At 56.3% G+C, this 25,155-nt stretch carries 21 protein-coding genes; 13 read left to right on the top strand and 8 right to left on the bottom strand.

The features are described from left to right. Positions 1-414 precede the first annotated feature (414 nt). The 11 genes from tkt to J7395_RS13240 all read left to right on the top strand — a co-directional run bounded on the left by tkt (position 415) and on the right by J7395_RS13240 (position 12,342). Positions 415-2,397, top strand: coding sequence for a transketolase (tkt, locus tag J7395_RS13290; RefSeq protein WP_062960097.1), 1,983 nt, complete (start codon positions 415-417; stop codon positions 2,395-2,397). A 112-nt stretch (positions 2,398-2,509) separates the two neighbouring features. After that, positions 2,510-3,517, top strand: a complete 1,008-nt coding sequence (gap, locus tag J7395_RS13285) for a type I glyceraldehyde-3-phosphate dehydrogenase (RefSeq protein ID WP_114124041.1) — start codon at positions 2,510-2,512, stop codon at positions 3,515-3,517. 90 nt (positions 3,518-3,607) lie between these two features. After that, positions 3,608-4,054, top strand: coding sequence for a hypothetical protein (locus J7395_RS13280; RefSeq protein ID WP_209221793.1), 447 nt, complete (start codon positions 3,608-3,610; stop codon positions 4,052-4,054). Between the two features lie 50 nt (positions 4,055-4,104). Beyond that, positions 4,105-4,755 (top strand): thiamine phosphate synthase, encoded by a 651-nt coding sequence (gene thiE / locus J7395_RS13275; RefSeq protein ID WP_062952512.1) that lies wholly within the window; start codon positions 4,105-4,107, stop codon positions 4,753-4,755. Positions 4,756-4,950: 195 nt separating this feature from the next. Beyond that, on the top strand, positions 4,951-5,517 hold the full coding sequence (efp, locus tag J7395_RS13270; RefSeq protein WP_062952511.1) for an elongation factor P: 567 nt from the start codon (positions 4,951-4,953) through the stop codon (positions 5,515-5,517). Positions 5,518-5,571: 54 nt separating this feature from the next. After that, positions 5,572-6,381, top strand: coding sequence for an inositol monophosphatase family protein (locus J7395_RS13265; RefSeq protein ID WP_197467397.1), 810 nt, complete (start codon positions 5,572-5,574; stop codon positions 6,379-6,381). A gap of 267 nt (positions 6,382-6,648) precedes the next feature. After that, on the top strand, positions 6,649-7,890 hold the full coding sequence (locus J7395_RS13260) for an OmpA family protein (protein WP_209221792.1): 1,242 nt from the start codon (positions 6,649-6,651) through the stop codon (positions 7,888-7,890). 12 nt (positions 7,891-7,902) lie between these two features. After that, positions 7,903-9,087 carry a hypothetical protein gene (locus J7395_RS13255; RefSeq protein ID WP_062952509.1) on the top strand — a complete coding sequence of 395 codons (1,185 nt, stop codon included), beginning with the start codon at positions 7,903-7,905 and terminating at the stop codon, positions 9,085-9,087. 4 nt (positions 9,088-9,091) lie between these two features. Beyond that, positions 9,092-10,255 carry a peptidoglycan -binding protein gene (locus tag J7395_RS13250; protein ID WP_209221791.1) on the top strand — a complete coding sequence of 388 codons (1,164 nt, stop codon included), beginning with the start codon at positions 9,092-9,094 and terminating at the stop codon, positions 10,253-10,255. Positions 10,256-10,406: 151 nt separating this feature from the next. Then, a complete protein-coding gene (locus J7395_RS13245) occupies positions 10,407-10,982 on the top strand; it encodes a hypothetical protein (RefSeq protein WP_209221790.1) in 576 nt (191 codons plus the stop codon). Between the two features lie 175 nt (positions 10,983-11,157). Beyond that, complete coding sequence (locus tag J7395_RS13240) at positions 11,158-12,342, top strand: benzoate/H(+) symporter BenE family transporter (RefSeq protein ID WP_209221789.1); 1,185 nt, start codon at positions 11,158-11,160, stop codon at positions 12,340-12,342. Positions 12,343-12,398: 56 nt separating this feature from the next. Here J7395_RS13240 and J7395_RS13235 read toward each other — a convergent pair whose 3' ends face one another. Further along, complete coding sequence (locus J7395_RS13235) at positions 12,399-12,839, bottom strand: VOC family protein (RefSeq protein WP_209221788.1); 441 nt, start codon at positions 12,837-12,839, stop codon at positions 12,399-12,401. 432 nt (positions 12,840-13,271) lie between these two features. Between J7395_RS13235 and J7395_RS13230 the strand changes: the two genes are divergently transcribed. Continuing rightward, positions 13,272-16,754, top strand: a complete 3,483-nt coding sequence (locus J7395_RS13230; protein WP_209221787.1) for an indolepyruvate ferredoxin oxidoreductase family protein — start codon at positions 13,272-13,274, stop codon at positions 16,752-16,754. Between the two features lie 68 nt (positions 16,755-16,822). On the opposite strand, the gene J7395_RS13225 is transcribed toward J7395_RS13230, so the two are convergent. From J7395_RS13225 to J7395_RS13195, 7 genes are all read right to left on the bottom strand, one after another. Further along, positions 16,823-18,013: a patatin-like phospholipase family protein gene (locus tag J7395_RS13225; protein ID WP_085645623.1), complete on the bottom strand. Its 1,191-nt coding sequence runs from the start codon at positions 18,011-18,013 to the stop codon at positions 16,823-16,825. A gap of 382 nt (positions 18,014-18,395) precedes the next feature. Beyond that, entirely contained in the window at positions 18,396-18,860 is a 465-nt protein-coding gene (locus J7395_RS13220) for a cache domain-containing protein (RefSeq protein WP_209221786.1), read from the bottom strand. 48 nt (positions 18,861-18,908) lie between these two features. After that, complete coding sequence (locus J7395_RS13215) at positions 18,909-20,609, bottom strand: methyl-accepting chemotaxis protein (RefSeq protein ID WP_062960108.1); 1,701 nt, start codon at positions 20,607-20,609, stop codon at positions 18,909-18,911. Between the two features lie 673 nt (positions 20,610-21,282). After that, positions 21,283-21,783 (bottom strand): MmcB family DNA repair protein, encoded by a 501-nt coding sequence (locus J7395_RS13210; protein WP_247742117.1) that lies wholly within the window; start codon positions 21,781-21,783, stop codon positions 21,283-21,285. A 28-nt stretch (positions 21,784-21,811) separates the two neighbouring features. Then, positions 21,812-22,057: a DUF2312 domain-containing protein gene (locus J7395_RS13205; RefSeq protein WP_007090950.1), complete on the bottom strand. Its 246-nt coding sequence runs from the start codon at positions 22,055-22,057 to the stop codon at positions 21,812-21,814. A gap of 125 nt (positions 22,058-22,182) precedes the next feature. Continuing rightward, positions 22,183-23,352, bottom strand: a complete 1,170-nt coding sequence (locus J7395_RS13200) for a carboxylate-amine ligase (protein ID WP_209221785.1) — start codon at positions 23,350-23,352, stop codon at positions 22,183-22,185. A gap of 1 nt (position 23,353) precedes the next feature. After that, positions 23,354-24,154, bottom strand: coding sequence for an N-formylglutamate amidohydrolase (locus J7395_RS13195; RefSeq protein ID WP_209221784.1), 801 nt, complete (start codon positions 24,152-24,154; stop codon positions 23,354-23,356). 242 nt (positions 24,155-24,396) lie between these two features. Between J7395_RS13195 and J7395_RS13190 the strand changes: the two genes are divergently transcribed. Next, positions 24,397-25,146 carry a FadR/GntR family transcriptional regulator gene (locus J7395_RS13190; protein ID WP_062952497.1) on the top strand — a complete coding sequence of 250 codons (750 nt, stop codon included), beginning with the start codon at positions 24,397-24,399 and terminating at the stop codon, positions 25,144-25,146. Positions 25,147-25,155 lie beyond the last annotated feature (9 nt).

Raw genomic sequence — 25,155 nt, 5'->3', positions numbered from 1 at the left:
ATCGGCCACCCTGCCAACCGACTTTGTCATGAAAAAGGCTGATTTATTCCCGAACAAACCCGTGGCTTCAAATATCAGCCTTGGGGATTAATGCCCGAAAATCGTATGGAAAAGCCCGCCATGACATGCTGCACGATATGTGGTCCGTCCACTGAACCAACAGGATACAAGGAACACAGGACCGACTGGCAACATAGGGGTCAAGATCGGGACGCGTCAACAAGCACCATCGCCACATGACATGTTTGTCATTTTCGTTAACCGCAATCAGGACAACAGGCGCAGTTTTTCCACAGAAGCGGTTGACGGATGCCCCCTGTGCGGGCATGTTCCGCGCGAATTCCGTTAACATGGAATACATGTATTAAAAGTGTTTTCATCGCCCGACCGCGAAACCCCCAGGAACCGCATCCAATGACGACGCAATCAGAACACAACCGCATGGCCAATGCCATTCGCTTTCTTTCGGCCGACGCCGTCGAAAAAGCCAACTCCGGACATCCCGGCATGCCGATGGGCATGGCAGACGTCGCGACTGTTCTTTATACCAAATTCCTGAAATTTGATCCCAAGCACCCGAACTGGCCCGACCGCGACCGTTTCATCTTGTCCGCAGGTCACGGTTCGATGCTGCTTTATTCGCTTCTGCACCTTACGGGTTACGAAGATTTCGATCTGGATCAGATCAAGAATTTCCGTCAGATGGGCTTCCGCACCGCGGGTCACCCGGAATACGGCCATGGTGCCGGTATCGAAACCACCACCGGCCCGCTGGGTCAGGGCATTGCAACCTCGGTCGGTTTCGCGCTTGGCGAACGCATCATGAATGCGCGCTTTGGCAATGACGTTGTCGATCACTTCACTTACGTGATTGCCGGCGACGGCTGCCTGATGGAAGGCATCTCGCAGGAAGCCATTTCGATGGCCGGTCACCTGAAACTGTCGAAACTGATCGTCCTGTTTGACGATAACGGCATTTCAATCGATGGCCCGACCTCGCTGTCGACGTCCGAAGATCACAAAAAACGTTTCGAAGCCGCTGGCTGGGACGTGCAGCAGATTGACGGCCACGATCCGGTCGCCATCGAAGCCGCCATTGCCAAGGCAAAAACCACCAACACACCGTCGATGATCGCCTGCAAGACCGAAATCGGTTTTGGCGCCCCGACCAAGGGTGGCACCTCGGCAACGCATGGTTCGCCGCTTGGCGCAACCGAACTTGCCGGTGCGCGTGAAAAACTCGGCTGGACGGCCGAGCCGTTCGACATTCCCGCCGACATTCTCGACGCATGGCGCAATGCCGGTGCACGCGGCAAGGCCGATTTCGATGCATGGGGTTCGCGTTTCGAAAATCTCGAAGCCTCCCTCAAGGACGAATTCGAGCGTCGCGTCGAAGGCAAACTGCCGGAAAACTGGATCGACGCGTTCAACGACTACAAAAAGCAGATCACCGCTGAACTGCCGAAAGTCGCAACCCGCAAATCGTCGCAGAACGTTCTTGAAGTCCTGACCAAGGCCATTCCGGAAATGATCGGCGGTTCTGCCGACCTGACCGGCTCGAACAACACCAAAACCGGCGTTCAGGCCCCGATCACCGCTGATGGCGGCTATCATGGCGGCTATATCTATTACGGTATCCGTGAACACGGTATGGCTGCGGCCATGAATGGCCTCGCACTTCATGGCGGCGTTCTGCCTTATGGCGGTACCTTCCTGGTCTTCACCGACTATTGCCGCCCGGCAATCCGTCTGTCGGCCCTGATGAACCAGCGCGTTGTCTATGTCATGACCCATGATTCCATCGGTCTTGGCGAAGACGGCCCGACCCATCAGCCGGTTGAACATGTCGCGTCCCTGCGCGCAATGCCGAACGTTACCGTCATCCGCCCGGCCGATGCGGTTGAAACCGCCGAAGCATGGGCAATGGCGATCACCAATGAAACCGGCCCGACCGTCATGGCGCTGACCCGTCAGAACCTGCCGACCCTGCGCACCGAATACCGCGAAGACAACCTTGTCGCGCGCGGCGGTTACGTGATTTCCGATTGCGACGGTGATCGTCAGGTCACCCTGATCGCGACCGGCTCCGAAGTCGAAATTGCCGTAAACGCACAGGCGAAACTCAAGGCCGATGGCATCAATGCTGCCGTCGTCTCCCTGCCAAGCTGGGAACTGTTCGACGCGCAGTCGCCGGAATATCGCAAGGAAGTCCTTGGCGACAAACCGCGCATCGCCATCGAAGCCCTTTCGGTGTTCGGCTGGGAAAAATACGTTGGCGACAACGGCAAAGTCATTGGCATGCACGGCTTTGGTGCCTCGGCACCGGCCGAAGTCCTTTACGAGCATTTCGGCATCACTGCCGAGGCGCTGGTCAAGGCAGCCAAAGAACTCGTTTAATTCAAGGGGCCGGATCGGTAATATGCCGATCCGGCCTTTTTTCTATGGGGTTGAACCCCAAGCCGTGATTGATACTCCCCAGGTACCAATCATCATAATTTTGGAGGGATGAATGGCTATTCGCGTAGCGATTAATGGTTTTGGTCGTATTGGCCGTCTGGTTCTGCGTGCCATCGTTGAAAGCGGCCGTACCGATGTTGAAGTCGTGGCCATCAACGACCTGGGTGACGTCGCCACCAACGCACATCTTCTGAAATACGATTCCGTTCATGGCGTTCTTGCCAATGACGTCAAAGCCGAAGGCAACGACCTTGTCATCGACGGCAAGGCGATCAAGGTCTGCTCGGAACGCGATCCGGCGAACCTGCCGTGGGGCGCTCTGAATGTCGATATCGCATTCGAATGCACCGGCATCTTCCTTGACGAAGCGGGCGCAGGCAAACACCTGACCGCAGGTGCCAAGCGCGTTCTGATTTCCGCCCCGGCAAAGGGCGACATCAAAACCGTCGTTTACGGTGTTAACAGCGATACGCTCAGCGCATCCGACATCATCGTTTCGAACGCATCCTGCACCACCAACTGCCTGGCACCGGTTGCAGACGTTCTGAACAAGACCGTTGGCATCACCAAGGGCTTCATGACCACCGTTCACGCCTTCACCGGCGACCAGAACACGGTCGACAGCCTGCACAAGGATCTGCGCCGCGCCCGTGCCGCTTCGCTTTCGATGATCCCGACCTCGACCGGTGCGGCCAAGGCCGTTGGTCTGGTTCTTCCGGAACTCAAAGGCAAGCTTGATGGCACCGCCATCCGCGTCCCGACCCCGAACGTTTCGATGGTTGACCTGACCTTCGTTGCCGGTCGCGACACCACGGCTGATGAAATCAATGCCGCGATCAAGGAAGCCGCAAACGGCCCGCTCAAGGGTGTTCTTGGCGTTTGCGATGCACCGCTGGTCTCGATTGACTTCAACCACAATCCGAACAGCTCGACCTTCGACGTCACCCAGACCCAGGTTATCGGCGGCAACTTCGTCCGTATCCTGTCTTGGTACGACAACGAGTGGGGCTTCTCGAACCGTATGTCCGATACCGCCGTTGCCATGGCGAAGTTCCTTTAATCGGAACTTGAAGCTATCGATCCGGATCAGGGCGGCCTTCGGGTCGCCCTTTCTGTTTGGCAAATCCCGACCCGGTGATATTTTGCCCCGATGAAAGACACCACAAAACTTTTCATTCGCATCCATGGCATGGCAGGCGGCCAATCAGCCTGCCGTGTCGCTGGTCTTGTGGCAGGGCATGCGCGGATCAATCTGCTGTCGCCGGAAAATGCCGGCGCGTCACTTGGCGCGCAGTGGTTTGCCACCCTGATCGGAAGATTACGAACCGAATTTCCCGATGCCGTCATTCGCGGCATTCTTGACTGTCGCGGGCGCCGCGCATCGGCCCTGGCCGCGATGGAAACCGGGCTGGATGCGGTATTGCTTGATGATGATCTGCCTGATGATCTGAAAGCCCGGCTTGAAAATCTCGGATCAAAGTCGGGATGCCGGGTCATCACCGCCCTGCCCGACCCCGACCGGATTTACGAAACCGGTGATGATCATCTGCCCGATACGGAACTTGACCGGCGGCTTTCGGCGTTTTTGGCTGGGTGATTGCCAAAAGGGTGATGAAACGTTACATGATACGCAGTTTTTGATCAGGAATGACCATTGTGAACGCAGACGACCAAACCGGCCTTTATCTTCTGACACCGCCAAAAATCGATCTGGCCGTGTTTCCGGACCTTCTGAAATCCGTGCTTGATACCGGTGCGATTGATTGTCTGCAGCTTCGTCTCAAAGACGTTTCCGATGATGAAATCCGCAAGGCGATTGATGCGATCCTGCCGCTGTGCTCAGACCGCGACATTCCCCTGATCCTCAATGACCGCCCCGACATCGCCAAAAAATCGGGTGTTGACGGTGTTCATGTCGGCGAAGAAGACGCCAGCTACGCCGAGGCACGCGCGATCATGGGCGAGGAACACATCGTCGGCGTGTCCTGCTATGACAGCCGCCATCGCGCCATGGAACTTGGTGAAAAAGGGGCTGATTACGTGGCGTTTGGCGCGTTCTATCCGACGCAAACCAAAGAAGCCAAAACCAGCGTCACCCCGGAAATCATCGAAATCTGGACGACCTTTACAACCGTCCCCTGCGTTGCGATTGGCGGCATCACGGCTGATAACCTTGGCCCGATCGTCGAAGCCGGTGCCGATTTCATCGCTGTCACGGGCGGAGTCTGGAGCCATCCGGACGGTCCCGAGGCAGGGGCAAAGGCGATCAAGGCCGCGATTGCCGCTGCCTCGGACTGAAATCCAGCCCGGTTTATCCCCTTTTAACCGCGGGGATTTGGCGCCAGCCATGCGCGAATGACGGTTTGCCATGCACGCAAACCCTGATCAATCTGCTTGCAGCAAATTCGCCAAACTGGTAGTTAAGCCCGACTTTAATGGGACGGGTGTCCCGCTTACATCGTGAATCTGTGATCTGAAAGAACGGTTGGTGCCATGAAAATCAACGGCAACGAAATCCGTCCGGGTAACCTTATCGAACATAAAGGTGCCCTGTGGCGTGCGGTAAAATGCCAGGCTGTGAAGCCGGGTAAAGGCGGTGCGTTTAACCAGGTTGAACTCAAAGACATTCGTACCGGCACCAAGCTGAACGAACGTTTCCGTGCCTCGGAAACCGTCGAACGTATTCGTCTGGAACAGAATGAATATACCTATCTGTTTGCCGATGGTGACATGATCACCTTCATGGACAGCGAAACTTTCGAACAGATCACAGTCAATGCGGAACTCGTCGGTGAACCGGCTGTATTCCTTCAGGACGGCATGGTTGTCACCATCGAATCCTTCGAAGGCGAACCGCTTGCAGTTACCCTGCCCGAACATGTTGTCTGCCAGATCGTCGAAGCCGACGCGGTTGTCAAAGGGCAGACCCAGTCTTCTTCCTTCAAGCCGGCCGTTCTTGATAATGGCGTTCGCATTCTGGTGCCGCCGCATATTGAATCGGGTACGCGCGTTGTCGTGAACACGACCGAATGCACCTATCTCGAGCGTGCAAAAGACTAAGGACATTCGTCCTTGGGCCTTCCTTTTTTACTTTCAAACACCGGGAGATGAGCCGTGCGTGGCGCCGCCCGTCGTTCAGCAAATATCAATGTCATGTTCAAGGCCGTCGAAAAGGCGGCCTATGGACTTAAACGCGACTTCGGTGAAGTCGAAAACCTTCAGGTGTCGATGAAAGGCCCGGCGGATTTCGTATCTGCTGCCGATCACCGCGCCGAAAAACGCCTGCGCGAAGAACTTGAACGTGCGCGTCCGGGCTATGGTTTCCTTCTGGAAGAAGGCGGCGAAATCAAGGGCTCCGATCCGGAGCATCGCTGGATCATCGATCCGCTTGATGGCACCACCAACTTCCTGCACGGCATTCCGCATTTTGCGATTTCCGTGGCCCTGCAAAAGGGTGACGAAATCATTGCCGGCATCATTTACGATGTCGCCAAGGATGAATTCTTCTGGGCCGAAAAAGGCGTTGGCGCCTATCTTGATAACCGTCGCCTGCGTGTTTCGGGCCGTCGTCGCCTGAATGAATGCGTTCTGGCATGCGGTGTCCCGCATATCGGACATGGCGATCACGCCGCGTTCGAAAAACAGCTTCATTCGGTCATGGATCGTTGTGCCGGTGTGCGCCGTATGGGTGCCGCATCGCTTGATCTGGCCTATGTTGCGGCCGGTCGCTTTGACGGTTACTGGGAATCCCATCTTAATGCGTGGGATATCGCTGCGGGCCTTCTGATGATCACCGAAGCAGGCGGCTATGTCCGTGATGCCAAAGGTGGCACCAACATGCTTGGCACCGGCAGCGTCGTTGCCGCCAACGACTATATCCAGCCCGTGCTGGCCAAGACGCTCAAAAAAGCCGTTACCGAGTAAGTATCAGCTTTTATTACCGTTTTTTGAAAGGGCATCCCTGCTTTGGCACGGATGCCCTTTTTGCATCCCGCCCCTTGCCAAAGGTCAAAGCGGTTGTTCATCATCAAGCTCTAAGCTATGGTACTTGCCGTCTGGCCAACCATATATCGGGGTGGCTGGATCGGGGTGGCACAATGAACAAAGAACAATGTGCCAAAAGATCGACACAAAACTGTGCGTTATAAAACAACGTGTTCAAACACAGGGTAACAAGGGGCCTGCGATTTGATGAAGGGGTATTCCAAGATTTCGGTGCTGGCATTCATGGCAGCACTGGGCGGTAATGCGGTTGTCAGTGGCGGTGCATCCGCACAGCAATACACCCCCGTATCCGTTGACGACAGCGTACAGGTAAACTGGGACGTTGCCGACGGTATCGGCGGACAACCGACCGTACCGAATTATCTTTCACCCTCGGTTTCGCGCGAACATATTTCGATCGCTGGCAGCGATCTGATCTATCCCGAAACCCGCCCGCATTCGGAATTCCTTGCCGCAGACCGCTTTGCGCAGGATGTCAGCGGCACGACATATGGTGACGGATTTGAAACCGTCGTCATTGATGGTGCCGGCAGCAACGATATCCCGACCCGGTCGCAATTTTACGGCGTCCCCGGTGTCACAACCAGCCCGTCCTATGATGATGGCGCAAATCAGGTGATCACGCTTAACCGGCCTGAACCGGCTGCAGCCCCGCGCGCCAAACCGGCGGCCCCGGTGGCAGCCGCAAAAGCAGGCAGTGGCAGCGCACCGGTTCCGCTAAGCAAACCGGCACCGACACAGGTCCCGGCTCCTGCCGCCGAAATGGCCCAGGCATCCGAATCCCCTGCGGCACCGAAGGCCGAACCGGCTCCCGAAGCACCGAAAGTCGAAACAAAACCGGCCGAAATCGAACCACCAAAAGCCCCGCCGCTTCCGGCCGAGGAAACCAGACAGGCACCGCCTCCTCCGGCACCGGAACCGGTTATACCGGACAAGTCAAACGTGCCAGAGGCACCAAGCCCCGCACCCGATACCACAACATCGCCGCAGGAAATGCTTGAACAGCGTTCCAGCAACGAAACGCCTGTCGCGCCGGCCCCGGCACCAGAACCGGCCGCCGAAGCCGCCGCAGTACCACCAGCCGCCAAGGACCCGGTTGCATCTGCACCATCCGGTGCTGGCGAATACAGCCTGGCATTCGGTTCGGGCAGTTTCGAGCTGAACAACGCCGCACGCAGCCAGCTTGACAGCATCGTCAAAAGCATGGGCAGTGATGAAAACATGCGGATCCAGCTTCAGGCCTATGCCGAAGGCGATTCCAATAACGCCAGCAAGGCACGCCGCCTGTCGCTTTCGCGCGCCCTGCAGGTCCGTTCCTATCTGATCGACAAAGGTGTGCGGTCCACGCGCATCGATGTCCGTGCGCTGGGTGCCAATGTTCCTTCCGGCCCGGCGGATCGTGTCGATATCAAAACCGTTCAACGCTAGGATTGATCCGTCATGAGCAATAATTCGGCCAACGGCATGGCAACCCTTCCTGCTGTTACCAAACCGGGAAGCTATCTGACGCGGATGGGGATTTTCATCGCCGTTATCGCTGCCGTCGGTGCATTGCTGTTTCCGACTTTGTCCGATGCGTTCATGGCCAACGCGGTTCTGAACGGTTTGATCCTTGGCGTGTTTGTCGTCGGCGTGATCTATACGTTCCGTATGGTCGCAAGCCTGTCGGCCGAAGTCACCTGGATCGAAGATTTCCGCCGCAACCGTCCCGGCCTGACATCGCAGGTTCCGCCAAAACTGCTGTTGCCGATGGCACGCATGATGGCCGAACAGCGCCGCGACCGCCCGCAACTCTCGACCATGGCAACCCGCACCATTCTGGACTCGATCCGTTCCCGTCTGGATGAAAGCCGCGAACTGTCGCGCTATGTCGTTGGTCTTCTGGTGTTCCTTGGTCTGCTCGGTACCTTCTGGGGCCTGCTTCAGACCGTCAACTCGGTCGCCAATGTGATCGGGGATGTCAATGTCGGCTCGGGCCAGAATATTGATCTGTGGTTCAACGAACTCAAGGAAGGCCTGGCCGAGCCGCTTGGCGGCATGGGAACGGCGTTTTCGTCCTCGCTCTTCGGTCTTGCAGGCTCACTGGCCCTTGGCCTGATCGACATGCAGGCCGGTCAGGCACAGAACCGCTTCTTTAACGAACTTGAAGAATGGCTTTCAGGCTTCACCCGCCTGTCGTCGGGCGGTCCGGTTTCGGATGGGGAACAGTCGGTTCCGGCCTATCTGTCGGCCCTGATCGAACAGATGGCGGACAATATGGAAGGGTTGCAAAACTCGATCCAGCGCTCCGAAAGCTCGCAGATCAAATCGCATAACACCCTGATCGATCTGGCCGACAAACTCTCGACCCTGACCGATCAGATGAAGGCCGAACAGCAGCTTATGGTCAAGCTGGCGGAAAACCAGATGCACCTGAAACCGGTGCTTGATCAGCTTTCCGATTCCATGAAAATCGGCAGCTTCGGCATTGACGACAATACACGCGCCCATATCCGGTCCCTCGACAACACCCTTTCGCGCGTTGGCGAGGAACTGACAATGGGCCGTCAGCAATCGACCCAGGAAATCAGAAGCGAGATCAAGCTTCTGGCCCGTACCATCGCCGCGATCGCCGAGGAGGGTTGATCGCATGACCGGGTTGTCACGCCGCCGAAATCGCGACGTCAACACCTGGCCTGGCTTTGTTGATGCCTTGGCCACCCTGTTGATGGTGATCATTTTCCTGCTGATGATTTTCGTCGTCGCGCAGGTCTATCTGGGTGCTGCCCTTTCCGGGCGTGACCAGGCATTGAACGACCTCACCGCACAGGTGAACGAGCTGACAAATCTGCTGTCGCTCGAACGCACCAACAATCAGCGCATGGAACTCGAACTGACACAGCTCACGACCGAGCTTTCCAACACCAGCGACCAGCGCGACGATTTGCGCGACCGTGCCGCCGCCCTCGCAAGCCAGCTTTCCGCCGCCGAATTGTCCGCTGACGAGATGGAAAAGAAACTTCTGGCCGCCCTCGCCAATCTCGAGGAAAAAGAGGCCGAGCTTAGCACTGCACGCGAACAAGCCGACGAACAGATGGCCGATCAGGAAAGCCGCATCGCCGAACTGTCCGCCCTGCTGGCCTCGCGCGCAGCCGAACTTGAAGACGAGAAAAAGCTCAGCACCGAGGCACAGGCACAGGTCGCGGCCCTCAATCAGCAAATGCTGGCCCTGCGCCAGCAGCTTCAGAAAATCCAGGCAGCCCTCGAAGTCTCCGAACGCGAAAACGAAGACAAACAGGCCCAGATCGTCAATCTTGGACAGCGCCTGAATGCCGCCCTTGCCACCAAGGTTGCCGAATTGCAGCGTTATCGCTCGGAATTCTTTGGCCGCCTGCGCGAAGTTCTGGGCGATCGTCAGGATATCCGCGTGGTGGGCGACCGCTTTGTCTTCCAGTCCGAAGTCCTGTTCACATCCGGCTCCGCCGATCTTGGCGAAGAAGGTCAGGAACAGCTGGCAAAGCTTGGCGATACGCTGAAAACCATTTCGGCCGAAATCCCCGACGATATCGATTGGGTCATGCGTGTTGATGGTCACACGGATAAGGTTCCGATCCGTAACCTGAAATTCGCATCGAACTGGGAACTGTCGGCCGCACGCGCCATTTCGGTGGTCAAATTCCTGATCGAACGCGGCGTTCCGCCAAACCGGCTGGTTGCTGCGGGCTTTGGTGAATATCAGCCGCTTGATAACCGCGACGACGAAATCGCCTATCGCCGCAACCGTCGCATCGAATTCAAGATCACCGAACGGTAAGATCGGCACCATAAAGATCACCAACGGCACCCCTAGTGGGTGCCGTTGTCTTTTCTGGCGCATTTCACTGGATCGGGAAAAATTCGGAACCAATCACCGCACCGGCACGTTGGTGGCTTAAGGGAGCCTTTCAATAAAAAGGAGGCCACAAATGTCCATCCTCAGGACCCGAAACGAAACCGTTGGTGTTTTTGATGACCTTCCTGCCCTGCAAAAAACCGCAGAGGATCTGGAAAAAGCCGGTTTCAAACATTCCGACCTAAGCCTGCTTGCAACCGAACGCACCATCGAGGACAAGCTGGGTCATATTTACAGCAAGGTCGAGGATATCGAAAACGATCCCGACATGCCCCCGCTCGCCTATACCGCACCCACCCCGATTGGCAATGCCGAGGGGGTCCTGGTCGGTGCCCCCATGTATGCCGCCGCCTTTGGCGCGGCGGGTGTCATGATCGCCGCGGGTGGCCCGATTGCCCTGACCATCGCGGCCATTGTCGGTGCAGGCGGCGTTGGTGCCGCGGCGGGCGGTGTGGTCGCGGCCATGATCGGCAAACGATATTCCGGCGAATTGCAGGACGAGCTGGATCATGGCGGGTTGCTGCTTTGGGTACAAACCCCCGACGAGACAAAGGAAAACCGCGCCAAAGATATCCTTGCCCGGCATCAGGCCAAACTGATCGGCACCCATGAGGTGGCAAATCCGCACACCAAGCGCGATATGCTTTGACCACCATCCCTACCGCTATTGTCACCTGCCCTGAATAACCTTCTACCAAAGAAGCCCCCGGCAAATGCCTGTGGGGCTTTCTTTTTTTCTGGTCTGTATCGCGCCATGCCACTAAATTCACTGCGCTGCCACCGCATTTCCCATCCATCCGTTTTACCTGTTTGACGGAGCCACCATGCTGCGCGATATCTCGCCCCAAAATCTGTTCATGGGTATTCTTGCCGCCTTTGTCGGATCGGCCAGTTCCTTTGCCGTCGTCCTTCAGGGGCTTGGTGCCGTTGGTGCAACGCCCGATCAGGCGGCATCGGGCCTGATGGCGCTATCGGTCGCCATGGGTCTGTGCTCAATCTATCTGTCGCTGCGCACCCGCATGCCGATCAGCATCGCATGGTCCACCCCCGGCGCGGCCTTGCTGGCAACATCCGGCGCGATTGACGGCGGTTTTGCCGTGGCCGTCGGGGCATTTATCGTTTGCGCGATCCTGATCATCATCTGCGGCATCTGGAAGCCGTTGGGCCGTGCGGTTGCCGCCATTCCCGCCCCGCTTGCCAATGCCATGCTGGCCGGTGTGTTGCTGGGCCTGTGTCTGGCACCTATCAAGGCGGTTGCGTTCAATCCGCTTCTTGGCCTGCCGATTGTCATTGCCTGGCTGGTGGTCGGGCGGATCAATCGCCTGTTTGCCGTGCCTGCGGCCTTGCTGGCCTTTATCATTGTGATGGTGGTCGGTGTCGAATTCCCCGAAAACACGCTTGGCAGCCTTGGCGGTGCCATCGTGCCGCCGGTCGAATTCGTCATGCCGGAATTCACATTGGCCGGTCTGGTCGGTATTGCCCTGCCTTTGTTTATCGTCACCATGGCATCGCAAAACATTCCCGGCACGGCCGTTTTGCGCGCCAATAATTACGATACCCCGCCCGGCCCGCTTTTTGCCACCACCGGCTTTTTCTCGTTACTTGCCGCCCCCTTTGGCGGGCATGCCGTCAACCTTGCCGCGATCATCGCCGCCCTGTGTGCGGGCGAAGATGCCCATCCCGATCCGAAAAAACGGTATTGGGCCGCGGTCTTTGGCGGGGTGTTTTACATCCTGTTCGGATTGCTGGCCGGGCTTGTCACCGCCTTTGTCAGTCTCGCCCCCTCGATCCTGATCGAAGCAGTCGCAGGCCTTGCCCTGATCGGGGCATTTTCCGGGTCGGTGGTTGCCGCGTTCAAGGATGATGACGCCCGCGAAGCCGCCGCCGTAACCTTCCTTGTCACGGCGGCCGGTCTATCCTTTTTCGGGGTCGCCGGGGCGTTCTGGGGATTGCTGGCCGGTGGGCTGATCCATTTCCTGACCCATCTGCGCAAAGATAAAACCAACTAAAAACAAAAGGCCCTGCTGATTATCAGCAGGGCCTTTTTTAGTGGCGCAGTCAAAAATCATTCCGGCTGCGGGATCGTCAGGTTGCCATTGGCATCGAGTTCCCAGAACGGGTTATATGCCACTTCCCAGGCATGCCCGTCCGGATCGCGGAAATATCCCGAATACCCGCCCCAGAACACCTTTTCCGCCGGTTTCTGAATGACGGCACCGGCTTTCCTTGCCTCTGCCATCACCGCATCGACTTCGGCCTCGTCCCGCGTGTTATAGGCAATCGTCAGACCGGCAAAACGGGCACCGGTATCATCATCAAACTGCCCGTCCTTGATCAGGTCATCCCGGCCAAACAGTCCAAGCGCAAGGCCGTTGGACAGTTGATAGAAAACCACCTGCCCCTCGACCATCTGGGTGACTTTCCAGCCAAGCCCGTCTTCGTAAAACCGCCGCGACCGGTCAAGGTCCGCAACGCCAAGCGTAATCAGCGATACACGTTGATCCATTTCATGCTCCTGCTCTCAGGGTCAAACCCCTAAAGCACCCAAACCCGACACGAGACTAACACCCCGTTTCCCCATTGCCGAGCCCGGACTCGGCCACAGCCGAAATTTCGCGTCGCAGCATGTTCGCAATAAAATTGCGCGTAAATCGGTACCGGAATAAGTAAATATTAAGTTGACCCAACGTCAACCTATGCAATCAAGCGTTTTGCACATTGCAATGCGAGTTGATTTGAAAAAAGGTCAGCATTCATTACCATTATCCTGTCAGACAGCGATCCGTCCCGACCAAACGCCAAAGCCGGAACGCCAATGACAGCAAAGAGAATTTTACGGGCCATACCAAAACGCTGCGCGTAAACTTATATCAATAAAAGCAGCGCAACTGGCCCACACGACCCCGCAATCAGAGAGAGATCCCGAGGGAGACTGGTCATGGCACAATTGGCGGCAATTAGCCTTGATGACAAATATACGCTTGAAGAAGGCCGGGTCTATTTGACCGGTATCCAGGCGTTGGTTCGATTGCCCCTGATGCAGCGCCAGCTTGACGCGCGCGCAGGCCTGAACACTGCCGGATGCATTTCCGGTTATCGCGGATCACCACTGGGCGGCCTTGATCAGCAGCTTTGGCGCGCCAAAAAATTCCTGACCCGACAGCAGATCGAATTTCAGGCCGGTGTAAACGAAGACCTTGCCGCCACCGTCGTCTGGGGCAGCCAGCAGGTCAATATGTACAAGGACGCCAAATATGATGGCGTCTTTGGCATGTGGTATGGCAAGGGACCGGGTGTTGACCGGTCGGGCGATGTTTTCAAACACGCCAACTATGCCGGTACGTCCAAACATGGCGGCGTTCTGGTTCTGGCCGGTGATGACCATTCCTGCAAATCATCCACCCTGCCCCATCAGACCGAATATGCCTTTATCGATGCGCAAATCCCGGTTCTGAATCCGTCGGGGGTGCAGGATATCCTTGATTTCGGGATCCATGGCTGGGCCATGAGCCGCTATTCCGGCTGCTGGGTTGCGATGAAAACCATCGCCGAAACGGTTGAAAGTTCGGCCGCGGTCGATGTCGCGCCCGATCGCATCACACCGATCATTCCCGATAATTTCGACATGCCCGAAGGCGGGCTCCATATCCGTTGGCCCGATACGCCAAAGGATCAGGAACACCGCCTGATGAAATACAAACTCTATGCCGCCCTTGCCTATGCGCGCGCCAACAAGCTGAACAAAACCGTCATCGACAGCCCGAATGCACGACTTGGCATCATCACGACCGGCAAGGCCTATCTTGATGTCATGCAGGCATTCGATGACCTTGGCATATCCGAAGCCGATGCCGCCAAGATCGGTATTCGTGTGCTGAAGGTCGGTATGAGCTGGCCGCTCAACCGCGACGATGTGCGCGAATTTGCCATGGGCCTTGAGGAAATCATCGTCGTCGAGGAAAAACGCGCGGTGATGGAAAACCAGGTCAAGGAACAGCTTTATAACTGGCGCGAGGATGTCCGCCCGACCGTGATCGGCAAATTCGATGAAAAGGGCGAATGGATTCTGCCCTCGATGGATGAACTGACCCCGGCGCGTATCGCGGTTGTCCTCGCACAACGCATCAACCGTTTCTATGACAGCCCGAAAATCCACGAACGCATCGACTGGCTGGAACAGAAAGAACGCGAAATCGCCGAACCGCGCCCGGATGTTGCGCGCATTCCGTGGTTCTGCCCGGGTTGCCCGCATAACAGCTCCACCAAGGTGCCCGAAGGCAGCCGCGCCATGGCCGGGATCGGGTGCCATTACATGGTCAACTGGATGGACCGGTCGACCGAAACCTTTACCCATATGGGCGGCGAAGGTGTCACCTGGATCGGGCAGGCCCCGTTCACCAATGAAAAGCACGTTTTCCAGAACCTTGGTGATGGCACCTATTACCATTCCGGATCGCTTGCGGTGCGCGCCGCCGTCGCCGCCGGTGTCAACATCACCTATAAAATCCTGTTTAACGATGCGGTCGCCATGACCGGCGGCCAGCCGGTTGACGGTCCGCTGACCGTGCCGCAAATCACCCGTCAGATGGCCGATGAAGGGGTGAAACGCATCATCGTTCTGTCCGATGAACCCGATAAATATCCGGTCGCATCGCATTTCGCCGATGGCGTTGATATCCGCCATCGCGACGAACTGGAAAACACCCAGAAAGAACTGCGTGAAATCGAAGGTGTGACCATCCTGATCTTTGATCAGACCTGTGCGGCCGAAAAACGCCGCCGTCGCAAACGCAAACTGATGGTCGATCCGCCCAAACGGGTCTTCATCAATGATCTGGTCTGCGAAGGCTGCGGCGATTGCGGTGAAAAATCCAACTGTCTTGCGGTTGTGCCAGTCGAAACCGAATTTGGCCGCAAACGCGCCATTGACCAGTCGGCCTGTAACAAGGATTTCTCCTGCCTGAATGGCTTCTGCCCAAGCTTCGTCACCATCGAAGGCGGATCGCTGCGCAAACCCGAAGCCGCCGCCAAAAGCGGTAATGCGGGCGATGCCATCTTCGCCAGCCTGCCGCGCCCGACCCTGCCCGATATCACCGATCCGTGGTCGGTTCTGATCACAGGTGTTGGCGGCACGGGTGTCGTTACCATCGGTGCGCTGCTTGGCATGGCCGCCCATATCGAGGGCAAGGGAATTGTCGGTCTTGATATGGCGGGCTTGGCGCAAAAAGGCGGTGCGGTCGTAAGCCATATCCGATTTGCCGATACGCAGGAAAAACTCCATGCCGCCCGCATTCCGGCGGGCGAGGCCAATGTCGTGCTGGGCTGTGATCTTCTGGTCGCGGCAAGCTTCGAAGGCCTTGCCAAGATGCGCCGCAACTTTACCCAGGCCGTGATCAACACCCATGAAACCGTCACCGGTGCCTTTACCCGCAACCCCGATTTCCAGTTGAAATCGAACGAGCATATGAAGGTCATCTCGGACGCCTGTGGTGCTGATGCGGTGAATTTCGTCGAAGGCAGCGATATCGCCACCCGCCTGATGGGCAATTCGATTGCCACCAACCTGTTCATGCTGGGTGTTGCATGGCAGCGCGGCCTGATCCCGATCACCGAAGAAGCCCTGATGCAGGCGATCGACCTTAACGGTGTCGCGATTGATATGAACAAGCAGTCCTTCTATTGGGGCCGCCTGTTTGCCCATGATCCGAAACGCGTGCTTGATGTCATCGGCCCGAACGAGGCCGAAGCACATCCGATTGCCACCACGCTTTCCGACATGGTTGCCAAACGCAAGGCCTTCCTGACCGATTATCAGAACGCATCCTATGCCAACCGGTTTGTCGCACTGGTCGACAGGGTTGCAGCGGCTGAAAAACGTCTTGATGGGGGGGATGATCTCGCCCGGACGGTGGCGAAATATTACTTCAAACTGCTCGCCTACAAGGACGAGTATGAAGTCGCCCGCCTTTATACCGATCCGGCCTTCAGGGCCAAACTCGCCAAAAACTTCACCGGCGATTACAAAATCCGGTTCCATCTGGCCCCACCGGCCCTTGCCGACAGGGACCCGGAAACCGGCCACCTGAAAAAGCAGGCCTTTGGCCCCTGGATGATGAGTGCCTTTGGCATTCTTGCGAAATTCAAGTTCCTGCGCGGCACGGCAATTGATCCGTTCGGTCGTACCCATGAACGTAAAATGGAACGTCAATTGATTGCCGATTACGAGGCACTGGTGGGCGAGATCATTAATGGCCTTAACCATGACAATGCCCGGATTGCCAACGCCCTTCTGGCCCTGCCCGAACAGATCCGGGGTTATGGCCATATCAAGGATGGCAATATCGACAAGGTAAAAACCCGCGAGGCCGAACTGCTGGAACAGTTCCGCAACCCGCCGGAACATCTGAAAGCTGCGGAATAATCCGCTTGGCAAAATCTGCCAGAAAACAAAGGGGCCGCATGATCAGCGGCCCCTTTTTTATGTTGATGTTACGCCAGTCGCGGTCGCGGCCCGCCCAGCGGGAAATGCAGATCGGGCAGAACCCGTGCCGCCCGACGGCGAAGATCACGCACCGGATGTTCGCGAAGCTGACGGCTGCGGTAACTGGCGATCATGTCATCGGTCGCCTGATAACCATCGTCAATCCCGCGATCAAGGTTCTCCCACGTCCAGTCGTAATTGATATGCGGTGAAACCGGGATTTCGATGATGTCGATCTTCCGCCCGCTTTCGGCGACTTCACGCTTGAAGGCCTTGACGGCATCCTCGCTCGCCGATGCGGCAAACAGCATGATCAGGTTGTTAAGCGCGTCATAAAGGTTTTCCGGCTGACGCACCTGCTTAAGGTCCAGAATACGGCTGACCCAGACTTCCTCGACATCGGGATGATGGTGCAGGAAGTCAAAGAAATTGACCGTATCAACCGTCGCCCCCTCGCAATAGGTATCGCCGTTTATTTCAACCGGTTCCTCGATAAACGGCAGGGCCGAACAGGCACAAAGCGTCTGCGCATTCATCTGCGGCAGATTGTAATGATCGGGCTTGTTGGTAAACAGCTCCAACCGCTGCTGTGTCAGGTTATAGGCATTGTGGAAAAGGGCCGGTTTATCAGGCTGATACAACCGGTCGAAATCAAGCCGATCCAGGAACATGCTGTCTGGCGAATAGATTTTCGCCAATCCCTTGGTCTTGGTCTGGTACATCGCACCGATCATGAAGCGCGACAGCGGATTGACCGCCAGAATACCATTCAACAGCACATCGTTAAGGTTATGGGGCGTCCAGTATTTCGGATTGCCCATGAAATGGCGGACATGCTCGGCGGCCTCACCGATGGCTTCGGGGACGATCAGCCCCTGATAGCTGCCCGGGTTAAAGAAATAGGAAAGCCGGTTGGCGAAATCGGAAAAGAAATCCGGCGCAAAGGCCGATGCAATCGGAAAGCGTTCATAAACGCTTGCCGGGCGGAATATCTTGCGGAAAAACCCGATCGTCTGATCAAGTTCCTGTCCTTCGTCCGCCTGATGCCAGGCCACCGAAAGCCACGCACCGATGCAGGCAGATGACCAGATATCGAACGTGATATCGGGTTCCTGCTGAAGTCGTTTCAGAACCCCGATACTTAATCCGACGGCAGGTCCACCGCCGGACAAAAAGATTGCCCGCTTGATTTTTCTCACAGCTATCTCCCACTCATTTGTCGTTAAACGACTGAACACCCGAACGCTGCGTTGGAATAACGCCGCAGTTGCCAGCGCTTCCACCCAGGAGATATCAGCCCGTCTTGCGCGGGCCTCTGAAGCTGAGAAGCATTATAACCTATTCAATATTTAAGATAATTTACCATTCGACATCAAACTTATGAAAGTTTGGAACAAATATAGACCATCGAATAGTGTCGAAACTCAAATATCTATACCAGTAAAATGCTTCGTAACTTTTATTTCACTATTAGTGTGATGACCGTCACAGGAAAAAGTATACTTCCATGATTGCCACATTACAAAATGAAGAAGGCCGCCAATTTGGCGACCTTCTGTAATCACGGGATTCGGCTATCCGTTATTCGTAATAACCGACCATAAAGATTTTGCCGTCATGCGGCTTTACCCAGGTCTTCTTTTCGGCAAGTTTCTTGGTTTCCGGGTGGGTCCAGGTATAGTTGGACCAGCCGCCATCCGGGTTCGTCTTGCCGGTTTCCACCATGTCGCGAATGATGAAATTGCTGTTCACATCCTGAAGATCCCAGATTTTCGGATTATTGATCAGCTTCGGATTGATCGCATGGGTCAGGAACGTGCCCTTTTCGCCGTCGGCGACAATCACATAATATTCGTCAAAAACATATTCGCCGTCCTTGTCGTTGAAGGTGGCAAAGGACTTGTCCTGACCAACTTCGTCATAAAGCGCGATGGCCTTATCAACCAGCCCCTGTGCGGTTGCCGCCTTGTCCTGGGCCTGTGCAAGGCCGGTGGTCAGGCAAAGTGCGGTCATGGCAGATACAAAAAGACGCATAAGTGTTTTCATCAGGTAATCCCCTTTGATGAACCTGTTGGAAGAAAAATGGAAAATGGATCAGACCGCCCGCAAACGGGCGACAAGCCCGTCCACGGAAGAACTCAGACCGGTCATCTGACGACCAAGCTCGCCGGTTGCCTGCCCGACGGAATCGGCTGACTCGCGTGTGGCACGGGCGATTTCACGCACATCGCCAATCCCGCCTGATACGGTTTCGGCGTACCCGGCGGCTTCGGAAATGCTGTTGCTGATCTGGCCGGTGGCCGTCCCCTGCTCCAGCACGGCATCGGCGATGGCTTTAAGGATACCGTTGACGTCATTGACACTGGCAACAATCGTCTGGATCGCCTCGACCGCAAGAACGGTTTCGGTACGGACATTGGCGATTTCGGATGCAATTTCCTCGGTCGACCGTGCCGTCTGGCTGGCAAGGTTCTTGACCTCGTTGGCAACAACCGCAAAGCCCTTTCCGGCATCCCCGGCACGGGCCGATTCAATCGTCGCGTTAAGTGCTAAAAGGTTGGTCTGTTCGGCAATATTGCCGATCAGTGCCGCCACATCCTCGATCCGGACACTGGCTTCTTCAAGCTTGCGGATTTTGGCATCCGCATCCAATGCCTGCTCGCTTGCGGCCTGTGCGCGGCGGCTGCTTTCCTGGATTTCATTACTGATCTGGGAAATCGCGGCCGCAAGGCTGTTGGCGGCCTCTGAAATCTCGCCCATATTGCGGCTGGATTTGCCCGACGCATCATAGGCATTCTCGCTTTGCTGATCGGTGCGTTCGGCATTGGTCAGCATCGCACTGGCCGATGCCCCGATCTGTTCGATCGCGGCACTGACCGCGGTTGCCGTTCCCTGCACCGATGTTTCGATCTCGGCGGCAAGTTCCTGCATGGTGCGGCGTTTTTCCTCGGCCGCCTTGGCTTCGTCCTCTATGCGTTTGCGCTCGGCTTCCTGCAAACTTTCGGCATTCTGGCGGAACACTTCAACCGCGCCTGCCATGCTGCCCATTTCATCGGTCCGCCCGGTAAAGGGCACATCGATATCAGCCCTTCCATCGGCCAGTTCGCGCATGGTCGCGGTCAACCGCTTGACCGGCACACCGATCACGCGTGTGATGGCAAAACTGATCAGCACCATCGCAAGGACGGCAACAACCGATGCAATGATTGTCTGGTTCTGGGCTGTCATGCCGGCTGCCATCGCATCCGAACTGGCAACATCCATGCGGTTTTCCGCCGTTTCACGAAGCTCGGCCAAGGTTGCCATCAGGCTTTCGTAATCCGACTGTGCCGACCATGAAAAACTCAGCGCCCCGGTATACTCGATATCAAGCATCCCCAGAACCTGATCAATCTTGGCAAGGTAATCTTCGTAAAGCTTGGCCGCACCTTCCGCGATTTCGCGTTCCGGCCCCGGCAGGTTCTGATCACCCAGCATCTGGGTAAAGGCATCGCGGGCCGCCGTAATCTGCGACTGCAATTCCGCATTCACGCTGCTCATGCGGTCTTCGTCAACGCCTGCGGCCGACCATGACAGCAGGCGATAAACCGTCTGATGAACCTTGGTGACATTACGGTCGATATTGCCGATATCGCGGACCTCCGGATAGGCCTCCGAAACGGCAAATTCCAGACCGTTGCTAAGTGATACAATCGCGCGTCCCCCGATGACGCCCACAATGGCAATGGCGATAACCCCGATCAGCGGCAGAACCGCCAACTTGGTACCGATATTCAGATTGACGAAAGTTTTCATTCTGTAACGTTCTAACCAATTGTAACTACAAGGATATCAGGCAACTGCCCCAACAGCTTCCCGGAAGATGGTGACTATGGTGTCACCCTTGTTTTTGCGATGTCCCTTAACCACGTCATTGGCAACACAACGATCATCCGCCGGCCCCATTCCGCCCGATGCGAAATGCGTGCGCGGCAAATGCCGATTGTTTGTTTTTATTGAAAATCTGATGATATGCCGGGCTTGGATAGCCACAGACAGGTGCGCAGTTCCGCACCGGATAAAGTTCGGATCGGCATATCGGATATGACGCCCCCGCGTCCCGATGCCGTCCCCCGATACAAGCGCAAGGCTTGCAGCCGCTCTCGCAGCACGTCCCATCCCCGCCATCGTACCCCCACGATCCGACAGGCGCGCAAAAATGCACCCCGTCATACAGGTTTCCGCGGCATAAACCGATCTTGATCGTTTCCAGGGATATTTTCTTCTATCACCTGACCGCGCGGCAGAGTGTAGTCAGCGACCACTAGCGCAACCAAGTGACATGTTTGTTAGGATATTAGTTCAAAAATGAGACAAGAAATACTACCCTAAGGTATCCGTTTCCTATCGGGGTATCGTATAAGTATTACATCGCAAAGACTTATACATTCGCAGATTTATACTGTTTTCTAATTTAGTTTTTCATACTTTACAGAACGAAGATTTCACTGTCCGCTTCCGGAGTCATTCGGCCTGCTGCCGTCCTTCCGAATGAAATCAGTAATTTCTTTCTGCGCGCTGCTGACAGTTTCTGATCCGGCTCCGGCGCGGGGCGGACAATGGCTGCCTCGAACCGGTCGGCAACGATCAATCCGACATCAACCGGGATCAGGTCGCGCGGAAATTCCATCGGCACGGCAAAGAAAAACCGGTCGCAATAATCAAGATAGCTTTCCCACTTCTGATCAACGCGAAAATCCTCGATTGATGATTTGACCTCGACCGCCCAAAGATCACCCTTTTCCCCAAGGGCCAGCACATCAAGCCTCCGCCCGTTACCAAGTCTGAGCTCGGTCAGGCACGCCATGCGGTGATGATACAAAAGACGGCAAACGCCTTCTGTGACTTCGCTTGTGATTTGGGGGCGATTGCGGTCATTCATCGCCACAGGATACAAAAACAAAAGCCCGCTCGAAAGCGGGCTTTGCATCTTGGCGCGACACTCCTGACAAAGCAGATCAGCTCATGCCAAGTGCACGTTTGTAAACCTCAAGGATTTCTTCCTGTTCGGTGCGTTCGTGATCTTCCATTTTACGCAGACGGATAATCTGGCGCAAGATTTTCACGTCATAACCAAGCGCCTTGGCTTCACCGTAAACTTCCTTGATATCAGCCATCAGGTTGGCTTTTTCTTCTTCAAGGCGTTCGATGCGTTCGACATAGCTCGCAAGCTGATCGGCTGCGATTCCACCGACTTCGGTCATTCCTGATATTCTCCGATCATGTTTGCGCAGCGGAAACCGGTGCGCTGAATTTCAATGCGGCGCGACGATACTCAATGCGCTTTGCCATGACAAGACCCGTTCGCCCGGCAAATTTCAGACGGCTTTCAAACTGCCGATTTTTCGCCGGGCACCGTATGCATGATCAGGTGATCGGCCACCGCAAGCAACGCATCGCGCGGGCTGGCGCCGTTTTCCACCGCATCGGTATAAATCTCGCGCTGGCGGCGTGCGCTTGTGCCGCGTTTGATAATGGTGCGCGCATGTTCGACTTCGGCAACACAGCCGAAATGCTCCGCATCCGGGCGGATCAGTTCAATGATTTCTTCAAGCAGATCGGCATAGGGCACAATCTCCGCCCGGCCAAAATCGATCAGCCCGGTTTTATCCCCGGCGTCGCTGCCATACCGGCACGCCCGCCAGCGATTTTCACGCACCAGCATGTTCGAATAAATCCGCCAGCGCTGGTTATTACGCCGCAAGCGATACAGCATCCGCATCAGGCATCGCGTGATCGACGCCACACAGACCGCGTCTTCCAGATCGGTGCAGACATCGGCAATCCGCATTTCAAGCGTCGGCCAACGGTCAGATGGTCGCAAATCCCACCAAAGCTTGGTGCCATCTTCGATCACACCGGCCTGGATCAGCATATCGACATGGCGGCGATATTCCGCCCATGATCCGAACACTTCGGGCAAACCGGTACGCGGCAGATTATCAAACACCGAAAGCCGAAATGTCTGAAGCCCGGTATCCCGCCCCCGCCAGAACGGCGAACTGGTCGTCAGAGCCAGAAGATGCGGCAGAAAATAGCTCGCCTGCGCCATCAGTTCGATCCGCAGGTCGTCATCCTCGATCCCGACATGCACATGCATGCCGCAAATCAGAAGCCGATCAACAACCGTGCGAAGGTCGCGCGCAATCGTGCTGTAACGCTCTCCCTCGGTGTGTTTCTGGCTGTCCCATTGCGCAAACGGATGGGTCGATGCCGCCAGCAACGCCATGTCATAACGTGCGGCAATATCGGCAACCGTGCTGCGCATATGCGTCAACTGGTCGCGGGCCTCGGCGGCACTGTTGCAAACCTTGGTGCCGGTTTCGACCTGGCATCGCATGAACTCGCTTGAAACCTGATCGCCCAGTTCGGCCTTGCAGTCTTTCAGAAAATCCGCTGCCGGGTCCGTCGCCAGATCGCGACTTTCGCGGTCCACCAGCCAGAATTCTTCCTCGATCCCGATGGAAAAGCCCGGTTCGCGCGAATGGGACACCGCCAAATCAGTCTCTCCTGATTTTATAAAGGTTCGGGTCGGCCAGGATGTCGACAAAGGCATCGCCAAGGATTTTGGCCCACTTCTCACATCCCGCATCAGTATCAATCAGATCCTGGCGGATTTCAATCGACACACAGGGCAATCCACCGGCCTCGCCGTGATGATCGATGGTGTAATCGGCCATATGCTGCCCGGAATAGGGTTCGTTATCACCAATCGTCAGATCGGGATTCTGTTCGCGAAGCTTTGCCAGCAACGGCACCGGAATACGGTCATCCTGATCCCACAACACGCCGATCTCCCACGGGCGTTCAAACCCTTGGAACACCGGGGTAAAGCTATGAATGGCGATCAGGGCCGGGACGATTTTATGGGCATGGAAGTTGGCAATCCGTTCCTCGATGGCCCCGTGATAGGGCAGGAAAATCTCGCGGATGCGTTTCATATGATCAGAAGGGGAAACGTTTTTATTGCCCGGCACCACCGTCTGATCGGCGATTTCGGGCATCCCGGTCGGGTCCCAAAGCTGCCGGTTGCAATCGATCACCAGCCGCGAATAACCGCCCAGAACCGCCGGGCAATCAAACCGTTCCACCAGAATTTCGGTCACCTTGCGTGCCCCGATATCCCAACCGATATGGCGCTTGCGTTCTTCTTCCGGCAGGCCCAGCGTGCCAAGGCTTTTGGGGATCTCGCGCGAAGCATGGTCACAGACAAAAAGCGAATGCCCCTTGCCGTTCTCGTTCAAAACCTCAAACGGTGCGGGATCATCATGACCCAGCAGCGACCCGGTATGGTGGCTCACGCGAATTCTCCTGAAATTGGGGCAGCTTGAAATTTTCGGCTCCGAAACCGGCACGAACCGGCACATCGGACCCTGTTGAACTATCAATTTATTGCTGGACTGACAAGGTCGCCCGCACGTCCCCTTTACAACAGTTCAACGGACACTTTGCAGCAACGCCAAACATCCCGTAAAGTGGTATGACCAATAAAATCAAACGCGTTTGTCGGCTGGAGTACAGTCGCTGCTGGAGTGTTCAGAACATGCCGCCTGTCAAACCTGTACCGTCTTCGGACACGGTTGATGCCAACCGGCCCAAAAGGATTGCCGATCAGGTTGCCGACAAGCTTCTCGACATGATCACTGCGGGCATGTTCCTGCCCGGTGATCGTCTGCCGGGCGAACGCCAGTTGGCCGAGGACATGAAAGTCAGCCGCGTTTCGGTCCGTGCGGCCCTGCAAAAGCTTAAAACCCGTGGCTATCTGCGCGCGGTTCAGGGCGGCGGCACCGAAGTCCTGTCTTCCACCGGGGTCGAAATGGATACCGCGATGACCGATCTTGTCCGTGACTCGCTTAACAACTTGCGCGACCTGCAGGAAATCCGCTGCACGCTCGAAACTTGGGCCGCAAGGCGCGCTGCCATCAATGCCAGTGACGAGGATATCGAACTGCTGCGCATCGCCTACCGGCAGGCCCACGATCCGCGCCGCGCGCCAAAATACCGTGCCGATGATGACCATCGCCTGCATATGATGATCGGCCGCGCCAGCGGATCAATCATCTATTACCACGTCATGAAAATGCTGCACGATGTCCTGCAGGCGGCCCTGACCGAAATCCGCTTTAACAATCTGTCCGGCCCGTCCTTTGACCGGATGGTGCAGGAACACCATTATGCGATTGTCGAAGCCATCGCCGCCCGTGACCCGGACGCCTCGGAAAAGGCCATGTCCGAACATTTGCAGGCGGTCATCGAATATTTCAAACTGGCCGCAGTCAACAAACCGAACTGAGCCGCAAAT

The sequence above is a fragment of the Thalassospira sp. A3_1 genome, assembly GCF_017744215.1.
Classification (GTDB): Bacteria; Pseudomonadota; Alphaproteobacteria; order Rhodospirillales; family Thalassospiraceae; genus Thalassospira; species Thalassospira lucentensis_A.
The sequence above is the reverse complement of the archived record's forward strand: the minus strand, read 5'-3'. Positions and strand labels throughout refer to the sequence as shown.